General features: G+C 69.0%; 18 protein-coding genes. 9 read left to right on the forward strand and 9 right to left on the reverse strand.

Going from position 1 to position 18,066, the window contains the following annotated elements; translation table 11 throughout:
• Positions 1 to 126: 126 nt before the first annotated feature.
• The 8 genes from OHB56_RS27375 to OHB56_RS27410 all read right to left on the reverse strand — a co-directional run bounded on the left by OHB56_RS27375 (position 127) and on the right by OHB56_RS27410 (position 5,084).
• Entirely contained in the window at positions 127 to 1,269 is a 1,143-nt protein-coding gene (locus OHB56_RS27375; protein WP_406356198.1) for a Fic family protein, read from the reverse strand.
• 50 nt (positions 1,270 to 1,319) lie between these two features.
• A complete protein-coding gene (locus OHB56_RS27380) occupies positions 1,320 to 2,006 on the reverse strand; it encodes a hypothetical protein (RefSeq protein WP_406356200.1) in 687 nt (228 codons plus the stop codon).
• The gene (locus OHB56_RS27385) at positions 2,003 to 2,521 is read right to left on the reverse strand and encodes a hypothetical protein (protein WP_406356201.1); all 519 of its coding nucleotides are present in this window, start codon (positions 2,519 to 2,521) and stop codon (positions 2,003 to 2,005) included. The genes OHB56_RS27380 and OHB56_RS27385 overlap by 4 nt, the downstream gene beginning before the upstream one ends.
• The gene (locus OHB56_RS27390) at positions 2,518 to 3,018 is read right to left on the reverse strand and encodes a hypothetical protein (protein WP_406356203.1); all 501 of its coding nucleotides are present in this window, start codon (positions 3,016 to 3,018) and stop codon (positions 2,518 to 2,520) included. Before OHB56_RS27390 ends, OHB56_RS27385 begins: the two co-directional genes overlap by 4 nt.
• A gap of 341 nt (positions 3,019 to 3,359) precedes the next feature.
• Positions 3,360 to 3,668 (reverse strand): HEAT repeat domain-containing protein, encoded by a 309-nt coding sequence (locus tag OHB56_RS27395; RefSeq protein WP_406356205.1) that lies wholly within the window; start codon positions 3,666 to 3,668, stop codon positions 3,360 to 3,362.
• Complete coding sequence (locus OHB56_RS27400) at positions 3,665 to 4,045, reverse strand: CPCC family cysteine-rich protein (protein ID WP_406356207.1); 381 nt, start codon at positions 4,043 to 4,045, stop codon at positions 3,665 to 3,667. Before OHB56_RS27400 ends, OHB56_RS27395 begins: the two co-directional genes overlap by 4 nt.
• 383 nt (positions 4,046 to 4,428) lie before the next feature.
• On the reverse strand, positions 4,429 to 4,821 hold the full coding sequence (locus tag OHB56_RS27405; RefSeq protein WP_065002042.1) for a twitching motility protein PilT: 393 nt from the start codon (positions 4,819 to 4,821) through the stop codon (positions 4,429 to 4,431).
• On the reverse strand, positions 4,818 to 5,084 hold the full coding sequence (locus OHB56_RS27410; RefSeq protein WP_109376801.1) for a hypothetical protein: 267 nt from the start codon (positions 5,082 to 5,084) through the stop codon (positions 4,818 to 4,820). The genes OHB56_RS27405 and OHB56_RS27410 overlap by 4 nt, the downstream gene beginning before the upstream one ends.
• A 335-nt stretch (positions 5,085 to 5,419) precedes the next feature.
• Here OHB56_RS27410 and OHB56_RS27415 point away from each other — a divergent pair, with 335 nt between their 5' ends.
• The 9 genes from OHB56_RS27415 (at position 5,420) to OHB56_RS27455 (ending at position 17,100) form a co-directional block, all read left to right on the forward strand.
• Positions 5,420 to 7,792, forward strand: coding sequence for a 2OG-Fe(II) oxygenase (locus tag OHB56_RS27415; protein WP_406356210.1), 2,373 nt, complete (start codon positions 5,420 to 5,422; stop codon positions 7,790 to 7,792).
• A 514-nt stretch (positions 7,793 to 8,306) separates the two neighbouring features.
• Positions 8,307 to 9,725 (forward strand): DUF234 domain-containing protein, encoded by a 1,419-nt coding sequence (locus OHB56_RS27420; protein ID WP_326754539.1) that lies wholly within the window; start codon positions 8,307 to 8,309, stop codon positions 9,723 to 9,725.
• 513 nt (positions 9,726 to 10,238) lie between these two features.
• Positions 10,239 to 10,367 carry a hypothetical protein gene (locus OHB56_RS27425; RefSeq protein ID WP_406356212.1) on the forward strand — a complete coding sequence of 43 codons (129 nt, stop codon included), beginning with the start codon at positions 10,239 to 10,241 and terminating at the stop codon, positions 10,365 to 10,367.
• Positions 10,364 to 12,562: a DUF4132 domain-containing protein gene (locus OHB56_RS27430; protein ID WP_406356214.1), complete on the forward strand. Its 2,199-nt coding sequence runs from the start codon at positions 10,364 to 10,366 to the stop codon at positions 12,560 to 12,562. Before OHB56_RS27425 ends, OHB56_RS27430 begins: the two co-directional genes overlap by 4 nt.
• Positions 12,562 to 12,954, forward strand: a complete 393-nt coding sequence (locus OHB56_RS27435) for a hypothetical protein (RefSeq protein WP_326754541.1) — start codon at positions 12,562 to 12,564, stop codon at positions 12,952 to 12,954. Before OHB56_RS27430 ends, OHB56_RS27435 begins: the two co-directional genes overlap by 1 nt.
• A gap of 297 nt (positions 12,955 to 13,251) precedes the next feature.
• On the forward strand, positions 13,252 to 15,372 hold the full coding sequence (locus OHB56_RS27440) for a carbon starvation CstA family protein (RefSeq protein WP_307824990.1): 2,121 nt from the start codon (positions 13,252 to 13,254) through the stop codon (positions 15,370 to 15,372).
• Positions 15,369 to 15,608 (forward strand): YbdD/YjiX family protein, encoded by a 240-nt coding sequence (locus OHB56_RS27445; protein WP_326754542.1) that lies wholly within the window; start codon positions 15,369 to 15,371, stop codon positions 15,606 to 15,608. Before OHB56_RS27440 ends, OHB56_RS27445 begins: the two co-directional genes overlap by 4 nt.
• 812 nt (positions 15,609 to 16,420) lie before the next feature.
• Entirely contained in the window at positions 16,421 to 16,705 is a 285-nt protein-coding gene (locus OHB56_RS27450; protein ID WP_406356217.1) for a hypothetical protein, read from the forward strand.
• Complete coding sequence (locus tag OHB56_RS27455; protein WP_406356219.1) at positions 16,687 to 17,100, forward strand: PIN domain-containing protein; 414 nt, start codon at positions 16,687 to 16,689, stop codon at positions 17,098 to 17,100. Before OHB56_RS27450 ends, OHB56_RS27455 begins: the two co-directional genes overlap by 19 nt.
• Positions 17,101 to 17,443: 343 nt before the next feature.
• Here the strand turns inward: OHB56_RS27455 and OHB56_RS27460 are convergent, their stop codons facing one another.
• Positions 17,444 to 18,064 (reverse strand): DUF6000 family protein, encoded by a 621-nt coding sequence (locus tag OHB56_RS27460; protein WP_406356221.1) that lies wholly within the window; start codon positions 18,062 to 18,064, stop codon positions 17,444 to 17,446.
• Positions 18,065 to 18,066 lie beyond the last annotated feature (2 nt).

An 18,066-nucleotide genomic window follows, 5' to 3' on the forward strand; every position in this document is an offset into this window, starting at 1 on the left:
GGTGCTGGATATCCTGACCTCTCGTCACCCGTCATCACCCCGCATATCTGTACCGTGCTGGACGAGAGCACATATGCTGGCGCGTACACCGTCCAGAGTCTGGCGGTCGTGGGAATTGCGGATGGGTCAGCGCTCCCGCCGATAGGGGTCCACGTACGGCTCCATGGATTGGCGGACCTCTTCCCGGACCGGGGCCATGCGCGGCCCTGGGGCGTAGTAGCGGGCACGGGCCTTCCCATGAGGGACGAGCCAGCCGCGGGCGACGAGTTCCCGGATGTCGCGGATGGCTTGCTGGTCGCTGAGGTCGGCATCCTGCTGGTAGACGGTGCGGCGGACCTTTGCGTCAGAGAACGCGGGCAGCAGGGCGTAGACGACCCGCTCGTCCAGGCCGGTTGCCTCGACGCTTTCGGCCAGGCGGGTCCAGGCCTGCGACATGACATCGAAGCGCCGCTGGGCCTGCTGGGCTTGCCGGTGGTGGGCGGTCAGGCAGAACCGGATCCAGGGCCGGGTGTCCCGCTCCGGACTCCAGTGCGGGCCGCCCACGTCCTCCAGAACTTGGTAATACGCGTAGGTGTTCTGTCCCCGGCCGAGCCACTCCTCGATGGACGAGAACTCCGGCGGCATCAGGGCCTCGCGGGAGAAAACGAGGGTGGACAGGGCGCGGGACATGCGCCCGTTGCCGTCCTTCCACGGGTGAATCTTGACGAGGTTGAGGTGGGCCATGGAGGCACGGACGTGGACGGGTGCGTCGAGGTCGCCCTCGTTGAGCCAGTCGATGAACTCCTTCATCAGAGCGGGAAAGTCCGCCTGGTCGGGCGCGGTGTAGGCGGGGACCAAGGGGTCGTCGGGGCTGGTGACGTAGACGGGTCCGTCGCGCCAGCGGCCGGGGCGCTTGTCGAGGTGGTGGCCCTGGAGCATGAAGTGCAGGCCGTTGAGCAGGCCAGCGTCGTAGCGGAAGTCGTCTCCGGCGTCGGCTAGGGCCTGGATGTAGGTCATGCCGCGTTGGTAGCCCTCCAGCTCGGCACGTGTCTTCTCTCCGGTCTCCAGCGGTTCCTCGCCGGACATGAGGGCTTCCACGTCATCGACTGTTGCGGTGTATCCCTCGATGGTGTTCGATCCCGCGATCGCGCGGGCGGTGAGGTTGCGGCGCAGTTGGCGGGTCCAGCGCGGGGTGGCCCGGAGCATGTGGCGCAGGGATCGGCGCATGCTCTCGATCTCGTCGAGGGCCTGCCGGTCGTCGGGGTCCAGGGAGGGAGTCGCGTACAGCATGTCTCCATGGCACGATGATTATGTCATCAAGTCAAGTGTGCGTGTCTGGATCAGATCACCGTGGACGGAGCGGTCTTGCCGAGGTAGATCTTGAACGCCTCGCGGATCTGGCCACGCGTGTAGCCGACGGTGTTGACGTTGGCCGGCACGACTTCCCGCTCGTATCCGCGCTTGCGGGCGGACAGATACTTGACCACGCTCGATGCTCCCGTGTTGGAGACGAACAGGTTGCGGGCGGTCCGCAGGTCGCTGTGCAGCCCTTCGAAATTGCGCGCGTGGCCGATGCCGACCCGGCTGGCGGTGTAGTACTTGCACTCGATGGCCAGCAGGCACTTGTTGCCCCGCGGCGCCATCCGGATCTGCCGTGAGAGCGCCGCCTCGTCGGCGGGCAGGATCAGGACGTCGCACTCGTGCAGCACGCCGGAGTTCCCCTGGACCTGGACGCCGAGGTGCACCTCCAGTGCGGGGGCGCGGTCGAATTCCACCACGGCATGGGTGTAGGGGTGCGTGGTGCTGTAGAGCTGGCCGGGGCTGGTGCGAAATACCAGATTGTTGACGGCGTTTCCGCCGACGTCCCTGTAGTGGACGGAGGCTCCCAGGCTGCTCGCGGTGGAGGTTGCCAGGGAGAAAAGGTACCCCTCATAGACGTCCCAGGGCTGGGAGGCGGAGGTGTAGGAGACCCCAGGGCCGGCGAGCAGGGTCTGGATCTCGTGGAGCAGGGTGCTGACGGCGCTCATCGGTTGATCTCCTCGCGAGCTTCGTGGAACAGGCTCTGAAGGTGGGCGCGGGTGTCCTCGGGGAGGCGCGCCGTGACGTCATGGGTCTGGTCGCGGCGCCCGGTGAGTTCCTCATCGGGGACGAACCGAATGCTGTGCACGGGTGCGCGGTGCGGATCACCCTCGGCGCTCACGATCTTGAGGGTTTCCGCTTCGATCTCGGGCAGTTCCAGGAACACTCGGCGCAGGGCATCGAGATGCAACTCTGTACGCTCGTGGGCGTTCATGGGGCGGGTCGTGACCACGACGGACGCCCCGCGCTTGAGGGACCTGTGAAAGATGTCCGTGCCCACGTCGGCGACGGAGAGTGCTTCGTATTCCTCGGTGGACGTTCCGCGGCGGCGCTGCAGGAGCTTCTCCTCCGCGACGCCTGTGGCGATGGCCTCGTCCAGCTCGTCGAGCAGCCAGTCGAGTCCGGCGGACCTGATGCGGTCCCTAAGCAGGTCCTCTACTTCACGCATTTCGAGTGCGTTCACTTTGTCCTCCGGTCTCGTGTGGAACGGGGGTGGGCGGGGCGACTCAAAGTCGGTTGAACTGCCCCGCCCACGTGGGCGTCAGAATCCATGGCGGTGTCCTGGGAGCCATTCGGCCTTCTGCGGGCACCCCTCTGTAACCAGCCCCGGATCCGGCGGCCGTGGTCCGTGTCCGGGCTTAGGATCGCGTCGGCCACCCGGCCGCCGGAATCCTTGGCGCCGCCGCCGAAGTTGAGAGTGCCGGAGGCGCTGGCGGCGACCCCATTCCAGTAGCGGGCCTCGCGCTCGAACCGCACCGGTTCGAGAAGGCGCACAAGCTCGTCCGGGCTCAGACGCGTGCCGGTCGTCGGCCAGCTCGTTGCCTGATGAGTGGCGATGCCGATACCGGCGAGTACGGTGGGAGCGCTGATGGCTTCGCAGATGAACTGCTCGAACCCGTCCCTCTGCCCGCCAGCGCCCAGGGCGCGGATCCGGGTGAGGTCGATATCGGGAAGATGCATTCCCGCCACCCCCTTGCCGCAACGTATGACCAGCGCCGCAGTGGAGAGCAGAAGCGGAATGCCCCCGTGCAGCTGGCAGAAGGGGAGCCCGTTCCGCCTACACCTGGGGCACGACGATATACCGCACCAGAGGGCCTGGACCCCAAGAGCTCCCAGGGCCCGTCCAGTTCCGTGATCGATGGGGTAACAGGCAGGTCGAGTGTTGGGTCGGACCTGGTGTATCGGGCCTACCGTCGACTCTCAGCGTGGACCCCGAACGGAGTGATCTCGCAGCTCTCGAGGCGTCAACCGCGGGTCCACCCGTTGGCGAAGTCGCATTGGAGGTCCGTCCAGCGGCGAAGCTAGGTGCGGCGTACGGGCTCGACCGCGCCGTCGATCCTCAGGCTCGCCAGGGCCATCGCCGCCCATTCTCGGACGGTGCAGTCGTCGCTGCCCAGGAGGGCGATCAGGGCGGGGCCGCAGCGTGGGTCCGCCACCTCTTCGAAGACCTCGATGGCGGTCAGCTGACCGAAGTCGTCGAGGGAGGGCAGTCCGTCGATGATGGCGGGGATGGCGTCGGAGCCGATGCCGATCAGTTCTGCGCGGGCGTCGTACGACGGGCCGGTCGAGTCGTCGAGCTGCTGGATGAGTCTCTCGATGTGAGTGGTCATGGGTGATCGCGCCGCCAGAAGGTGGGCGGCCACCAGCAGAGCACCGAGCGGTCGTCGGGCCACGGGGCGCGGTTCTCGGCTGCCCAGTCCTCGAAGGAGTCGTGTGTCAGATCGATGGGTCGCCAGGCGGGGTCGCGCGGCTCGTCCTCGGTCGGCGGGCGAACGTACTGGCGGCCGTGCTCGTCGCAGGCGCCGAAGTCCTGGTAGTTCCGCTGGGCCTCGATCAGGGAGACCTTGTTCGCCCCTCCGGCCATGGTCGGCCAGCGGAACTGGACCCCGTCGTCCTCCCAGAAGCAGACGGGGCAGATCTCGTAGGAGCCGGGCATGGCGTCGAGCACGCGGTGCCTGCAGCAGGGGCAGGGGTAGCGGTCGCTCACCTGCGCAGTCTCGTTGCAGGACCGGCCGGTGCGCCATGGAATTCTCGGCTTCCGTACGCCCGGCCAGTCCGCAGCCAGTCCGCAGGACACCCGTAAACGGCCGTCGGGTGCCAACGTATGCCAACGAGGAAATCCCAGGTCAGGGCCCTGGGTGGGGCTCCGCCGCAGGTCAGGATCAGACCGCAGGCGTTCCGTTTCAACGTCTAGCGCCTGATTCCTTGATCGCCGGAAGCGGCTGGTCGGGGTAGGGAACCCCAGGTCAGGGGCCAGGTCTTCGGGCCTGGCCCCTTCCTGTTTTCTCCTGCGGATTTGGGCCGTTTCCGGGTCGTGTGCTGACTTGGTGCTGACCCTCCGGCCGGGTGTCGGCCGGGGATCACGGGAGGTCAGACGGTGCGGATGACGGGGGCGGGCTTGATGTCCTGGGCGTCGATGAGGGTGCGGATGTCGTCCGGGTCGGAGGTCCAGATGATGGCGCCGAGGGTGGCGGCCATGACGACGACGGTGGCGTCGACGACGTCGGCAGTGCCTGCCTTGCCGCACAGGATGCCCGCAGCCTTGGCGGTCTCCAGACCCACGGGCGCGACATCGCATCCGGCGAGGAACTTGCCGAGCCGGACCTGGCGCCGGGCGTCCCGCCACGCTTGGCTCACGACGACAGAGGGGACGTGGATGTCCCGGCCGTCCTCCAGAGCCAGATGGTGGCGGGCCCACATGTGCCGGTCACCGTTGTCGATGGCGATGAGCGCACCGGCGTCGTACAAGTAGGGGATGTTCACGCGGCCGAGGCCCTCGAGCTGCTGAGGTACTCGGCGTCGGCGTCGGCCATCTCGGAGCGGGCGGCGGCGAGCTCTTCGGGGGTGAAGCCTCCGTGCTCCGCCTGCCACTCCTGGACCACGGCCCGTCCGGCTCGCAGCCGCAACTCTCGCTCAGCTGCTCCGGCGACGAGCCGGGACAGCGGGATGCCTTCTTCCTCGGCGGCGCCCGCCAGGGCCGCGACCAAGGATTCATCGAGGGTGATCGTCACCTTCTTGGTAGCCATACCAGCACCATACCCCTGTATGGCGTCGATGTGGGGCGGGTTTCGAAGAGGTGGGGGGATGACCCCCTGAGCCTCTTCCGCTCGACCGCCGGGTCTGGGTGTGTCAATTTAACGGCCCTGTCTCACATGCGGTGGTAACGGAAAGCCATTGCTGATGTGCCTGGTCCGAGCTTCAAGGGGGAGCAGCCGCAGGCACGCCATCGAGCAGGACCAGCACGGTGCCGACGGTCGGTCGTTCGCGCGGGAGCGGTGCCCGCCGTCACTACGATCGTCAGGGAAGCCGGAGTGTCCCCGGTGGCACGAAGCGGGGCATGGACGTGAAAAGGGGACGGGGCATGGCGATCTCGGCACGGGAGCGGCTGGCGCGACTGCTTGGTGGCTCGGCCCCGGGCGGCTCGTTCGCCGCCCGGATGAACGCGCCGGCCGACGCGTTCAGGCTGGACGTGGAGGGCGTTGGGCCGGTGGCGCTTCCGCTGCGCGCGCCGCGTACGAAGAAGCTGATCGAGGTGGCGCGGTCGGCGAAGTTCGGGCGCGGTGAGGAGACGTTGAGCGACCCCGGTGTCCGCGACACCTGGGAGATCACTCCAAACCGGTTCGAGCTGGGCGGGACAGGGTGGGTGCCGATGCTGGACGCCGCCCTGGAGTACTTCCGTGACGAGCTCGGGCTGCCGGCGAAGACCCGGCTGCGGGCCGAGCCGCACGCGCTCCTCGTGTACGGCAAGGGTCAGTTCTTCCTTCCCCACCAGGACTCCGAGAAGGACGACGCGATGGTGGGCACGCTGGTGGTGTCGCTGCCTTCGGCGCACACCGGCGGCGAACTGGTGGTGGAGCACGGCGGTGAGAGCAGGGTCTACCAGGCGTCGAAGGAGCGGCTGACCTTCGTCGCCTTCTACGCCGACTGCCGGCACGAGGTCAAGCCGGTGAAGTCGGGCTATCGGGTGACCCTCACCTTCAATCTGCTAGCCGAAGCCGAAGCCGAGGACGCGTCCGGGGACGTCGGCCCGGTCGCCGACCTCGCGGTTTGCCTGACCGAACACTTCGCCGAGCCGGCCCTCCCGCGCTGGGGAGGCCGGGAACTGCCTCCGCCGAACCGGCTGGTCTACCTGCTCGACCACGAGTACACCCAGCGCGGACTGTCCTGGAGCCGCCTCAAGGGTGCGGACGCCGAGCGCGCCGCGCTGCTGCGTGCCGCCGCGGCGCGGGCCGGCTGCGAGGCGGTGCTCGCGCTTGCCGAGGTGAAGGAAACCTGGGACGCCTACCCGCCCGGCGGCGGTGACCCGTGGGACCGCGACTACTACGACGACTCCTATGACGAGGAGGACGAGGAGGACTTGGCCCCCGGCACTGGGAGCGGCGCCGACGACTATGCGGACTACGAGCTCAACGACCTGATCGACGACGAGATCACTCTCGGCTGGTGGACCCGCCCGGACGGCGGGGGCGGCGAGGCGATCTGTCTGCCCGTCTCCTACGAGGAGCGGTGTGCCTCCACGCCGAACAAGAACCTGGAGCCCTTCCAGTCGGAGTACGAGGGCTACATGGGTAACTACGGCAACACCCTTGACCGCTGGTACCGACGTTCCGCGGTCCTGCTGTGGCCGCACGAGCGGGCGTTCGCGGCCCGGGCCGAGGCCGGATCCGAAGGCGCGCTGGCCGAGCTGCGCGACCGGATCGAGGCTGGGGAGCTGGACAGGGTCCGGGCCGATGCGGCCTCGCTGGCGTCGTTCTGGCCGCATACCGAGCCGCGGGCCGAAGCGCTGGGTACGGCCCTTGAGGTCGCGGCCGGCCTGGGCGTGCCCGGGACGGCGGCGATGCTGCTGGAGCCGTTCCACGCGGAGGTGCTCACCCCGGACCATGCGGATGCGCTGGCCGCGGTGGCCGGGGCGTACGGCCGAGAGTGGATGCGTGAACTCGTCGGGGGATGGTTCTCCGCACAGCGCGTCTGGCGCGTGTCCGGGGCCGACCGTGGAGAGTGGGTGCAGGGCCTGCCCCAGCTGTGCGACGCACTGCGCGCCGCTGGGGACTCGTACACGGCACGGCTGCTCGCGGACGCTGCCTGGCGCTGGCTGGAGGAAGAGCTGGGCCTGTGGTGCGCCCGGGCGCGGGCCGAGGAGCGCGGGCCGCGCCTGGCCGAACTCGGCCCGCCCTTGGCACGCGTCTGGCAGGCGGCCGAGGACGAGCGGCGGGCCGCGATTGCGCAGGCGCTGCGCGGATACCCGGACACCGTCCTGGAGTGCGTGGTCCCGGCCCTGCGCGCGGCGGCGAAGCTGCCGGCACAAGTGCGCGGGGCGGCGGGGTTCGCGCTACTCGCGCGGGACTGCGTCGGGCGTCTCGAGGCGTTCCTCGCCACCCCGCAGCGCGCCGAGGGCGACTGGTCGATCACCTGGGCGGGCTGCGGGGCGGGCCGGGGGCTCGTCGCCGGGAGAGGGCGGACGCACGCGGGCGGGTGCGAGCTGTGCGACACGTTGGCCGCGTTCCTCGCTTCCTCCACCGAGCGGGTTCGGGAGTGGCCGCTGGCCAAGGACGGACGGCGGCACGTGCACAGTGCCATCGGCCTGGCGGGCCTTCCGGTGAGCCACTCGACCCGGCGCCAGGGCCGCCCGTACACGCTTGTCCTGACCAAGACCGATGCACTGTTCACGCGCGAGCGGCAGACTCGGCGCACTGCGGGCACGGACCTGACCTGGCTGAAGGCGACCTGGGCGTAGGCCGGAAGGCAAAGGTGGGGAGGGCGCGAGCACGCAGGCGTCTGCCGGCGGATCCGTCATGTATTTCCAGGCAGGTGGAGGACCAGCCAGTCCGCACACAGTCCGCAGGACGCTCGTAAACGCCCGTCGGAGGCCAACGCAGCCAGATGGTGAAACCCCAGGTCAGCGCCCTGGTTTGGACTCCGCCGCAGGTCAGGCTCGGCCCTCAGGCATTCCGCTTCAACGTGTAGCGGGTGACGTACCACTCGACGCCGATCTGGCAAACATGCAGGTCAGATGGGGCCCGACTCTTTGGAGTCGGGCCCCTGGTCCTTCCGTGCCGGGACGGCGCCGGGAAACCTGCCCCCGTCACCCGTCATCACCCCTGCTCGTCCCTGCTGTGCCGAGAGCGCGCAGGGATGACGTGAAGCGCCCGTGCCGGGTGGTGTGCTCATGCCGTCACCGCGGGTGCTCTTGATGCTAACGTCAACGTTACTAACATTTTTGTTAGTGACATGCGTGGAGGTCGGCAGGCATGGTGGATTTTGTGGGCCGTCGCCAGGAGCTGGCGACGCTTGAGCGCGAGCTGCAGAAGGTGGCGGCAGGGGTTGGCGGGGAGCGGCCCGGTCGGTGCGTGATGTTGCGTGGGCGGCGCCGGGTGGGCAAGTCGCGGCTGGTCGAGCGGTTCGCGGAGCGCTCCGGGGCCCCGTTCTTGTTCTACGCGGCGACCGGTGCGTCCCCTGGGGATGATCTGGCACGGCTGGCCCGGGACGCCCAGGCGTCGACGCTGCCGCTGGCGCGGCTGGTGGCCGCCGCGCGGCCGGAGAGCTGGGACGCCGCGTTCGATGTGCTGGCGGCCGCGCTGCCCGCCGACCGGGTGAGTGTGCTGGTCATCGACGAGGTGCCGTACCTGATGGATGCCGGTGGTGCCTTTGAGGGGATGCTGCAACGGGCCTGGGACCGGGTGCTGGAGACCAAGCCGGTGCTGCTGGTCCTCATCGGCTCCGATCTGTCGATGATGGAGGCTTTGAACAGCTACGGCCGACCCTTCCATCAGCGTGGCCGGGAGATGGTGCTGGGACCGCTGAACCCCGCCGAGGTGGGGCGGATGCTCGGACTGGAACCGGCGGAAGCCTTCGACGCCGCGCTGGTCACCGGCGGGCTGCCGCTGATCTGCGCGGAGTGGCCGCGGGGCGCAGGGCTGTGGGACTTCCTGGGCGAGGCGCTGAGCGACCCGGTCTCGGCCCTGCTGGTTTCTGCGGAGCGCTCGCTGGCTGCCGAATTCCCCCCGCAGGCTCAGGCGCGTACGGTGCTGGCGGCCGTCGGCAGTGGTGAGCGGACCTTCACCAACATCGCCCGTGCGGCCGGCGGGATCGGGGCCACGCCCCTGCAGCGAGCCCTGGAACTGCTCACGAACAGGCGGATCGTCGCTGCGGAGCTGCCCGTATCGCTGCGTCCGTCGAAGGATCGCCGCTACCGGGTGACAGATCCCTACCTGCGGTTTTGGCTGCACCTGCTCGGCCCGTCCATGGAGGAGATCGAGCGGGGGCGGGGCGATCTGACCTTGGCGCGGGTTTGGGAGAATTGGACCAGTTGGCGCGGCCGGGCGATCGAGCCGCTCATCCGCGAGGCGCTCGCCCGGATACTGCCCGACGACCGGCTCCCCGCGGCCCCCGCAGTGGGCGGCTACTGGACCCGCACCAACGACGTCGAGATCGACATCGTCGGGGCGGACCGGGCTCCCATTGCCAAGGAGCTGATCTTCGTCGGCTCCGTCAAGTGGCTGGAGCAGTCGCCCTTCGACCGGCACGACCTGGCAGCCCTCCATCGACACCGGGCCGCCCTCACCGACGCCCCTGTTCCCGTCGTGGCGGTCTCCCGCAGCGGAGTCGACTGTCCGGGGCTCGATGCCGCCTACGGCCCCGGCGATCTGCTGACCGCTTGGCCGCTGTGAGTGGCGGATGGCAGGCGAAGCAAGGGAGTCGGTGAGCGGGATCAGGCCGCAGACGTTGCGGAGAAGTCCCACGGACCTCGGCTCCTTGTCGGCGCTGTTGTGCAGCGTCGGCGATCCCGAGTCTTCTCGTACTCTGTTGCGGATCCCGTGCTGGGACGGTGCTGGGAAGGCCCCCTCGAACGAACCGCCTCGACCGTGGGGACCGGGCGCCAGTGGAGGCAGAGCGCCGGCAGGATCAGGACGAGGTCGACCGTGTCGAGATCGATCGCCCGGTGGTCGACGCCGCGGACGACGAGGGCGATCTCCTTCGCCAGGATGGCGGTGCCCGTCCGGCCCGCGGTCGGGCGTTGTCGGCACCGGCCGGACCCGCTGTCCGAGGGGCACTACTGCCCATGAGGCGCCGGATCGGATTGTCAGTCCGGCCTGCCATGATCGCGTCATGCCGTTTCCACCCGACCCCCGCACCGCGACCGCCGGCGTGATGCCCCTGTGCCCGGTACGGAGGAGCGTCTGATGGACTTCGCCACTCAGCTGCTGCACGTGATGACCGATCCGGACTTCGCATGCGACATCAGGTACCGCGACGTGCCGCGGATCTCCGACCAGGAGCTCGGCGCTCTGCTCCCGGCGGCCACACCGTGAGCTTCTCCGCCGGGCGCTCGGCCAGGGTGATCGGCTCCGCCGTCAGGGGCGAGGGCCGGGAGCGGCAGCCGCGCTACACGACCGAGGCGTGTCGCCGGATGTTCGAGGCGCTCGTCGCGCAGCTGAAGGAGCGCCTGGGGGCGGACCTCGCGTTCGGAGCGTCCGCCGTGGTGCGCTGCACGGGCCCCTTGCCCGACCTCGCCGACCTCGCCCGCACACTGGTCGACTTCGGTGTGCAGAAAGGTGACATGCGCCAGCCGTACGCACTGCTCGCGGTGGCGGGGCTCGCCGGTGACAAGGTGCTGCGCCGTGCCGCGGAGCGCCTCTGCCGGGACCAGGGCCCCATCGCCGTGGACGAGATCGTGGTGCTCGCCGGCCTCGACGTCGACCCGGTCGACCGGGCGCTGCTGGCCGAGACCGAGCGCGACGGTTCGTTCAACGCGCCGCCGCCGCTCCCGGACCTGTGGCGGCGGATCGCCGGCATACCGGCCTACGCCGCGTTCGCCCACCGTGCCCTCACGGCGGCGGTGGACCGCGCCGACGCGATCCACGCGGGCGAGATCCCGTACCGGGCGGACAAGGCCTTCACGGCCCGGGAGGTCGTCGTGCTCGGGCACGCCGCGCGGGTGGCGCTGCTGCGTGACGAGCCGTGGCTGCCGGAGCTGCTCGACCGGTTGCTGCCCCGGATCGCCCTCGCCCCGACGGCTGCCAGGACCCTGCCGTCGCAGGCGCTGCTGTACGAACTGGTTCGCGCCGGGCAGGACTTCCCCACTCCGGAACTGGTGACCGCGATCCGTACCGTGCGTACGGCCGTACGGCACGCCGGAGTGCCCAAGCAACTCGACAAGATGCTCAAGAAACTCGAGGCGGCCCTGGCCGAACGGGCCGAAGTGGCGCTGCGGCTCCCGATGTCGGGGTTCGAAGCCGACGGTGTGCTGCGCAGGGAGGCGGGCGACTGCACTGCGGTCGTCACGGTCACCGAGACCGCCGAACTGACCTGGCACAAGGACGGCCGCCCGCTGCGCGGTGTCCCGGCCGCCGTACGCCGCGACCACGGCGGCCTGGTGAAGGAGCTGCGGGACCTGGTCAAGCGAGTGGCCGTCCAACTCTCCACTCTTGCACGTGCGTTGGAGGGTGGCTTCACCGTCGAAGCCGTCCACCCGTACGGGTGGTGGCGCACCGAGCTGGCCGGGCATCCGCTCGCGCGGTCCGTCGTACGGCGACTGATCTGGGAGATCGAGGTCGCCCCCGGTGAATGGCGAGCTGTGCTCCCCGAGGCCGGGGATCTCCCCGTCGCGCCCGACGACGCCTCGGTACGGCTCTGGCACCCGGTCCGTTCCGAGCCCGCCACCGTGCGGGCCTGGCGGGACCTGCTCATCGAGCGGCGGATCCGGCAGCCGTTCAAGCAGGCGTTCCGCGAGATCTACCTCCTCACCCCGGCCGAGGAGGAGACCCGTGTCTACTCCAACCGCTTCGCCGCGCACCTCGTCCACTACCGCAGGATGTTCGCCCTGTTCAGGTCTCGTGGGTGGTCGAGCGACCTGCTGGGCCCCTGGGACGGCGGCAGCGAGGACGAGGCCGTGCGGACCCTGGCGGCGGGGCAGTGGCAGGTCCGCTTCTTCCACTCCCTGGCGGACGGAACGCACGACCACGAGTTGGCCGCGACCGATCAGGTGCGCTTCTCCCGCCATAAGGACGGCGCATGGCGGGAGGCGCCGCTCGCCGACGTGCCGGCGATGGTGTTCAGCGAGGCGATGCGCGACGTGGACCTTTTCGTGGGCGTGACCTCGATCGCGGCCGATCCCGACTGGAGCGACCGGGGCCCCGAGCGCGCCTATTGGGAGCGGGCCTCTTTCGCCGAGCTGACGGAAAGCGCCGAGGCGCGCCGCGACGCCCTGGAGCGGATCCTGCCGCGCCTGAAGATCGCCGACCGGTGCTCACTCGACGGCCGCTTCCTCGTCGTCCGCGGAGACCTGCGTACGTACCGGATCCATATCGGTTCGTCCAACATCCTCATGGAACCGGACAACGCCTATCTGTGCATCGTTCCGGCACGCCCCAAGGGAGGCGGCACGGTGTTCCTGCCGTTCGAGGACGACCGCCTCTCGCTGATCCTCAGCAAGGCGTTCCTTCTCGCCGCCGACACCGCGATCACCGACGAGTCCATCCGCAGGCAGATCGAGCGAGGCGCCTGATGGCCACCGTGACGTTCCGGGACGAGACCGCGGCGGGCCGGCCGGTCACCGAGTGGCAGGTCGCCGGACTGCCGGAACGGATGACCGTACGGGAGCTGATCAGGCTCCGGGTCCGCGAGGAGGTCGCCCGGCACAACGCCCGCCCGACCGATCGCTTCAACGGACTCGTCCGCCCCGACGACGCCGAGACGGAACTGAACGGCTACCGCCTCCGCGAGCCCCGCCGCATCGACTGGGAGCGCCAGGCGGAGATCGCCGAGCACGCCTTCCTGGTCAACGGGTTCTTCGTGCTGGCCGGTGACCGTCAGGTGGAGAGCCTCGACGAGACCGTGGACCTCACGGCCGACCCGGGCCTGGTCTTCGTCAAGCTCGTAGCCCTCGCCGGCGGCTGATGCCGGGCCGTTCGTCTCCGCCTGGGCGGACGGACAGCGGTCCTGTACGCGCCGGGGAAAGATGTGGGATACAAGCACATTATTGACGTCGCAACTACTCGCGCTTAAGTTCTCCGTTGCGGAATACATCATTCCGCGATGGTGGACGGCGATACGGCTGGGTGTCGCGTCCGATGCCGACAGTCGTGCCGTTCGGCAGGCCGCGTGTTGTCCGACCGACGTCGGCTCCGCCCGTGGCCGGACGCTGCCCTGGCACCAACCCGCCGGCCGGCTACGAGAGAAGCAGGGAACGTAACAGTGCGCAGATTCAACCCCGCCCAAGTGGCGATCTGGGCGGCCGTCGCCGCGCTCGGCGCAACGGGCTGGTCCGTGCTCGCGCTCTCCCGTGGTGAGAAGGTTTCCGCGATCTGGATCGTGGCCGCCGCGATCGGCTCGTACCTGATCGCCCAGCGCTTCTACGCGCGGTTCATCGCGCGCAAGGTCCTCAAGGTCGACGACCGGCGCGCCACCCCCGCCGAGCGGTTCAACGACGGCGTCGACTATCACCCGACGGACAAGCGCGTCCTCTTCGGCCACCACTTCGCGGCCATCGCGGGCGCCGGCCCCCTGGTCGGTCCCGTGCTCGCCGCGCAGATGGGCTATCTTCCCGGCACCATCTGGATCATCGTCGGTGTGATCTTCGCAGGCGCGGTCCAGGACATGGTGGTCCTGTTCTTCTCGATGCGCCGCAACGGCAAGTCGCTCGGGCAGATGGCCCGCGACGAGATCGGTCGCGTCGGTGGCATCGCGGCCCTGATCTCGGTCTTCGCCATCATGATCATCATTCTGGCCGTGCTCGCGATGATCGTGGTCAACGCCCTCGCCGAGTCCGCGTGGGGCACCTTCTCGATCGCGATGACCATTCCGATCGCCCTGTTCATGGGCTGCTACCTGCGCTATCTGCGGCCGGGCAGGGTCACCGAGGTCAGTGTGATCGGGTTCGTCCTGCTGATCGCGGCGATCCTCGGCGGCAACTGGGTCTCGGAGTCCTCGTTCGCCGACGTCTTCGTCCTGTCGCCCACCGCGCTGGCGTTCTGCCTGGTGGCCTACGGCTTCGTGGCTTCCGTCCTGCCCGTGTGGCTGCTGCTCGCACCGCGGGACTACCTCTCCACCTTCATGAAGGTCGGAGTGATCGTGCTGCTCGCGCTCGGTGTCCTGTTCGCGATGCCGGAGCTCGCGGTCGACCCTGTCTCCAGCTTCGCCCGCGAGGGCAACGGGCCGGTCTTCGCCGGCGGGCTCTTCCCCTTCGCCTTCATCACCATCGCGTGTGGCGCCCTCTCCGGCTTCCACGCGCTGATCTCCTCGGGCACCACCCCGAAGATGATCGAGAAGGAGTCGCACGTCCCCCTCATCGGCTACGGCTCGATGCTGATGGAGTCCTTCGTCGCGATCATGGCTCTGGTGGCCGCGTGCATTCTCGACCCGGGCCTGTACTACGCGATGAACGCCCCGGCGGGAGTCCTCGGCGACACCTTGCAGTCCGCGTCCGACGCGGTCGCCGGCTTCGGCTTCCACATCACCCCCGAGTACCTGCAGCAGATGGCGGACTCGGTCGGTGAGGAGTCGCTCGTCTCCCGTACCGGCGGCGCGCCGACGCTCGCGGTCGGTATCGCGGTGATCCTCGCGGATGCTTTCGGCAGCACCGGCATGATGTCGTTCTGGTATCACTTCGCGATCATGTTCGAGGCGCTGTTCATCCTCACCGCGGTGGACGCCGGCACCCGCGTGGGCCGCTTCATGCTCCAGGACACGCTCGGCAACGTCGCACCGCGGTTCCGGGACAAGGACTGGCGGCCCGGCATCTGGATCACGTCGGCCGTGGTCGTCCTCGCCTGGGGTTATTTCCTCTGGGTCGGTGTCACCGATCCGCTCGGCGGCATCAACCAGCTCTTCCCGCTCTTCGGCACCGCCAACCAGCTGCTCGCCTCCATCGCCCTGGCCATCTCCACCACCCTGCTGATCAAGTCGGGTCGCCTCAAGTGGGCCTGGGTGACCGGGGTTCCGCTGGCCTGGGCGCTCGCGATCACCATGACCGCCTCCTGGCAGAAGGTGTTCTCCGACGACCCGGCGATCGGCTTCTTCGCGCAGCGCGCCAAGTACCAGGACGCGCTCGACCAGGGCACCGTCCTGGCCCCGGCCAAGTCCCTGGACGACATGGCGACCGTCGTCACCAACTCGACGGTCACCGGCACGCTGTCGGTGGTGTTCGCGGTCCTGACCATCGTCGTGGTGCTCGCCTGCGCCCGGACCGCCGTCAAGGCGATCCGCAACGGCGGATCACTGCCGCTCGCGGAGTCCGAGTACGTGGAGTCCCGGATTCCGGGCCGGCCCGAAGCGGAGACCGCCGACGCCGTGCGCACCCCGGCGGGCTCCCGGTGACCGCCCCCGGAGCCGTCGCGTCTGCCACGGCACGGGGCGGTGCCCTCGCGCGCGCCCGCCGCGGTGCGGCGTGGCTCCGCTGGTACCTGGGTGAACTCAACGGCGAGCACGCATACGACCGTTACGTCGAGCGGGCCCGGGCGTCCGGCCAGCGGGTCCTGAGCCGCCGGGAGTTCGAGCACGACCGGACCGACCGCCGGGACAGCGACCCGCGTGAGGGCGGATGCTGCTGCTGACGAAACGGCGCCGTTCGCGGAGCCGAGGTGTGGAATGCCGGGCCGCGTTCAGTCCGCGTGGGGTGGCCAGTGGCGGGCGGAAAGGGGATCGTCATCCTTGCCGTCCGTCATCTACGAGGCCGTGCGAGCGCAGTTCGACCCGCAGCTCGGGTACATACTGCGTCCTTTCCATCGCAGGTGAGCCCGGCGTAACGAAGTCAAGTACCGGTCTTCGGAAGCTCCAGCCGTGACGCCGGAGGAGGTCGAGGCCGACTCGACGAAGGTTGAGGCGCTCATCGAGCTCGCGGAGAAGGTGATCCCGAACATGCCGCGCCGTGGAGGCTGCCCCACCTCTGTGGGGTGCCCGCCGGTCCGCAGACAGTCCGCAGGACACTCGTAGAAGTTCGTCGAAGGCCAACGCAACCAAACGGTGAAATGCCCGGTCAGGGGCTCGATTGCGGCTCCGCCGCAGGTCAGGGTCGGACGTCGGACATTCCGCTTCAACGTGTAGCGGGCGCTGTACCGTCACGTCACTGATCTAATAAACATGCAGGTCAGGAGGGGTCCGACCTTTCGGGGTCGGGCCCCGGGTCGTTTCCCGTGCTGGGATGGTGCTGGGAAGCCTGCCTGGTCTTCACCTGTCATCATCCCTGGTCATCCCCGCCGTGCTGAGATGGTGCCGGGATGGTGGCCGGCTCCTGTGCTGAGTCGCGGACTGTGCGGCGTGCGACGAGAGGGGGCGGGGACGACTCTTTCCCGACCTTTCCCGGGTGGCTCCCGCGTGGGTGGCGCGGGCCGTAGCAGTTTTCCTACTCGTTTGACACACTTGGGTCATGGGTGAGACGGCGTACAGCATCGGGGAAGGGCCGGCGACGCGGGTGAGCCTGTCGCTTCCGGAGGGGACCGCGGAGGCGATCCGTGCGCGGGTGGGCAAGCGGGAGTTCTCTGCGTTCATCGCCGCGGCGGTCGAGCGTGAGCTGCGCGGCCAGGTGCTGGACGAGTACCTGGCGGACTACGAGAACCGCAAGGGGCCGGTCTCCGAGCAGGCTCGTCAGCGGGCGCGGCAGGTCTTCGACGAGGTGTTCGCGGAGGAGGCCGAGTGGCCCGCCGCAAGCTGAGTCACGAGGGGACGCTGGTCCTCGACAGCGAGGGGCTCTCGAAGCTCCTCGCCGACGACGAGCAGGTGGTGGCTCTGGTTGCTGAGGCGCGCTCGCGGGGCATGGAGGTCGTGATCAGTGCGCTCACCGTCATCGAGGTCGTCCATGTCCGTACGAACAAGTCCCGTCTGAAATGGGTGCTTTCCGGACTGCGCGTGGTCCCGGTGGGCGACGAGGAGGCGAGGGCGGCCTCGAAGCTGCTGATGGATGCCGGTTTGCACGGGCACAAGTATGCGATCGATGCCGCGGTCGCCGAGGCCGCGTTGCGGCAGCACCGCCCCGTGGTCATGTTGACCTCCGATATCGACGACATGGTCAAGCTGTGCGGCGATCGCGTCCGGCTCGTGGCGGTGTGATGTCCCTTTGTCCGGCTCACCCACGCAGTCTCATCCGGCACCGACCGCATCACCTTCCGCGGGGCTGATGCAGAGAGCGACAACGCGGTTGACATGGGTGAGGACTTCGACTTCGACGACGACAAGGAGATGAGCCGTCGGCTTCCCCGTCTGGCCGCTCTGTTCCTTGACTCAAACCCCTGAAAGGTGGGTGGGTCGGCGAGACCGAACGCGTGCCCTGGGCATGACGCGAGGTCCACTCCGGCGAACCTGTGAAGAGGAAGACAGCCGAGGCGGACGACAGGCACCGGCAAAGCGACATCTTCGGCGCGTCCCGCAGCGCTCCTCGGTATCAAAGACGTGACTACCCGTTGGCGAACTCGCACTGGAGATCGACCCAGCGCCGCTGTTCGTCGGGGGTGTAACCGGACTGGTCGCGGAGGTGGACGAGGGCATTGACCCACTGGCCCCAGAGGCCGTCGGGCTGGGTGAAGCGGTCGGCGTGGTGGGTGCCGAGGTGGGCGTCGAGACGGAGGAGGGCGCCGAGGGCTGCGGGCTGGTCGTAGCGGAGGTCGGTGCGGGGCAGGTAACGGTCGAGGTAAGCGGTAAGGATCTCGGCGTCCGCGTGCGTGCCGAGGCGGGCGAGGGCGAAGCAGTATCCGCGGCCGGAGTAGCAGACCTCGCTGGCCAGGAGCAGATCGCCGAGGGGATCGCGGAACGCTTCGCGGCGGTCGATGCCGATCAGCCAGGCCGCAGTCAGTCGCGCACGCCACTCGAAGCCGAGGAGAGCCACCAGTTCGGCGTCGGTGATCGTGGCCGCGTCGTCGAGCAGACGGCGCGTGAAGCGCTTGGAGTGTGGCCATCCGGGGCGTAGGAACCGGTAGCTGTTCAGTTCGAGGTAGCGCGGATGAGGCGAGTCTTTCCTCGTCACGTAGCGCTTGATCACATGGCCGAAGCCGATCTCCTCAGGGTGCTGGAACGGCATGG

It is taken from the genome of Streptomyces sp. NBC_01635, assembly GCF_045209715.1.
Lineage (GTDB): Bacteria > Actinomycetota > Actinomycetes > Streptomycetales > Streptomycetaceae > Streptomyces > Streptomyces hirsutus.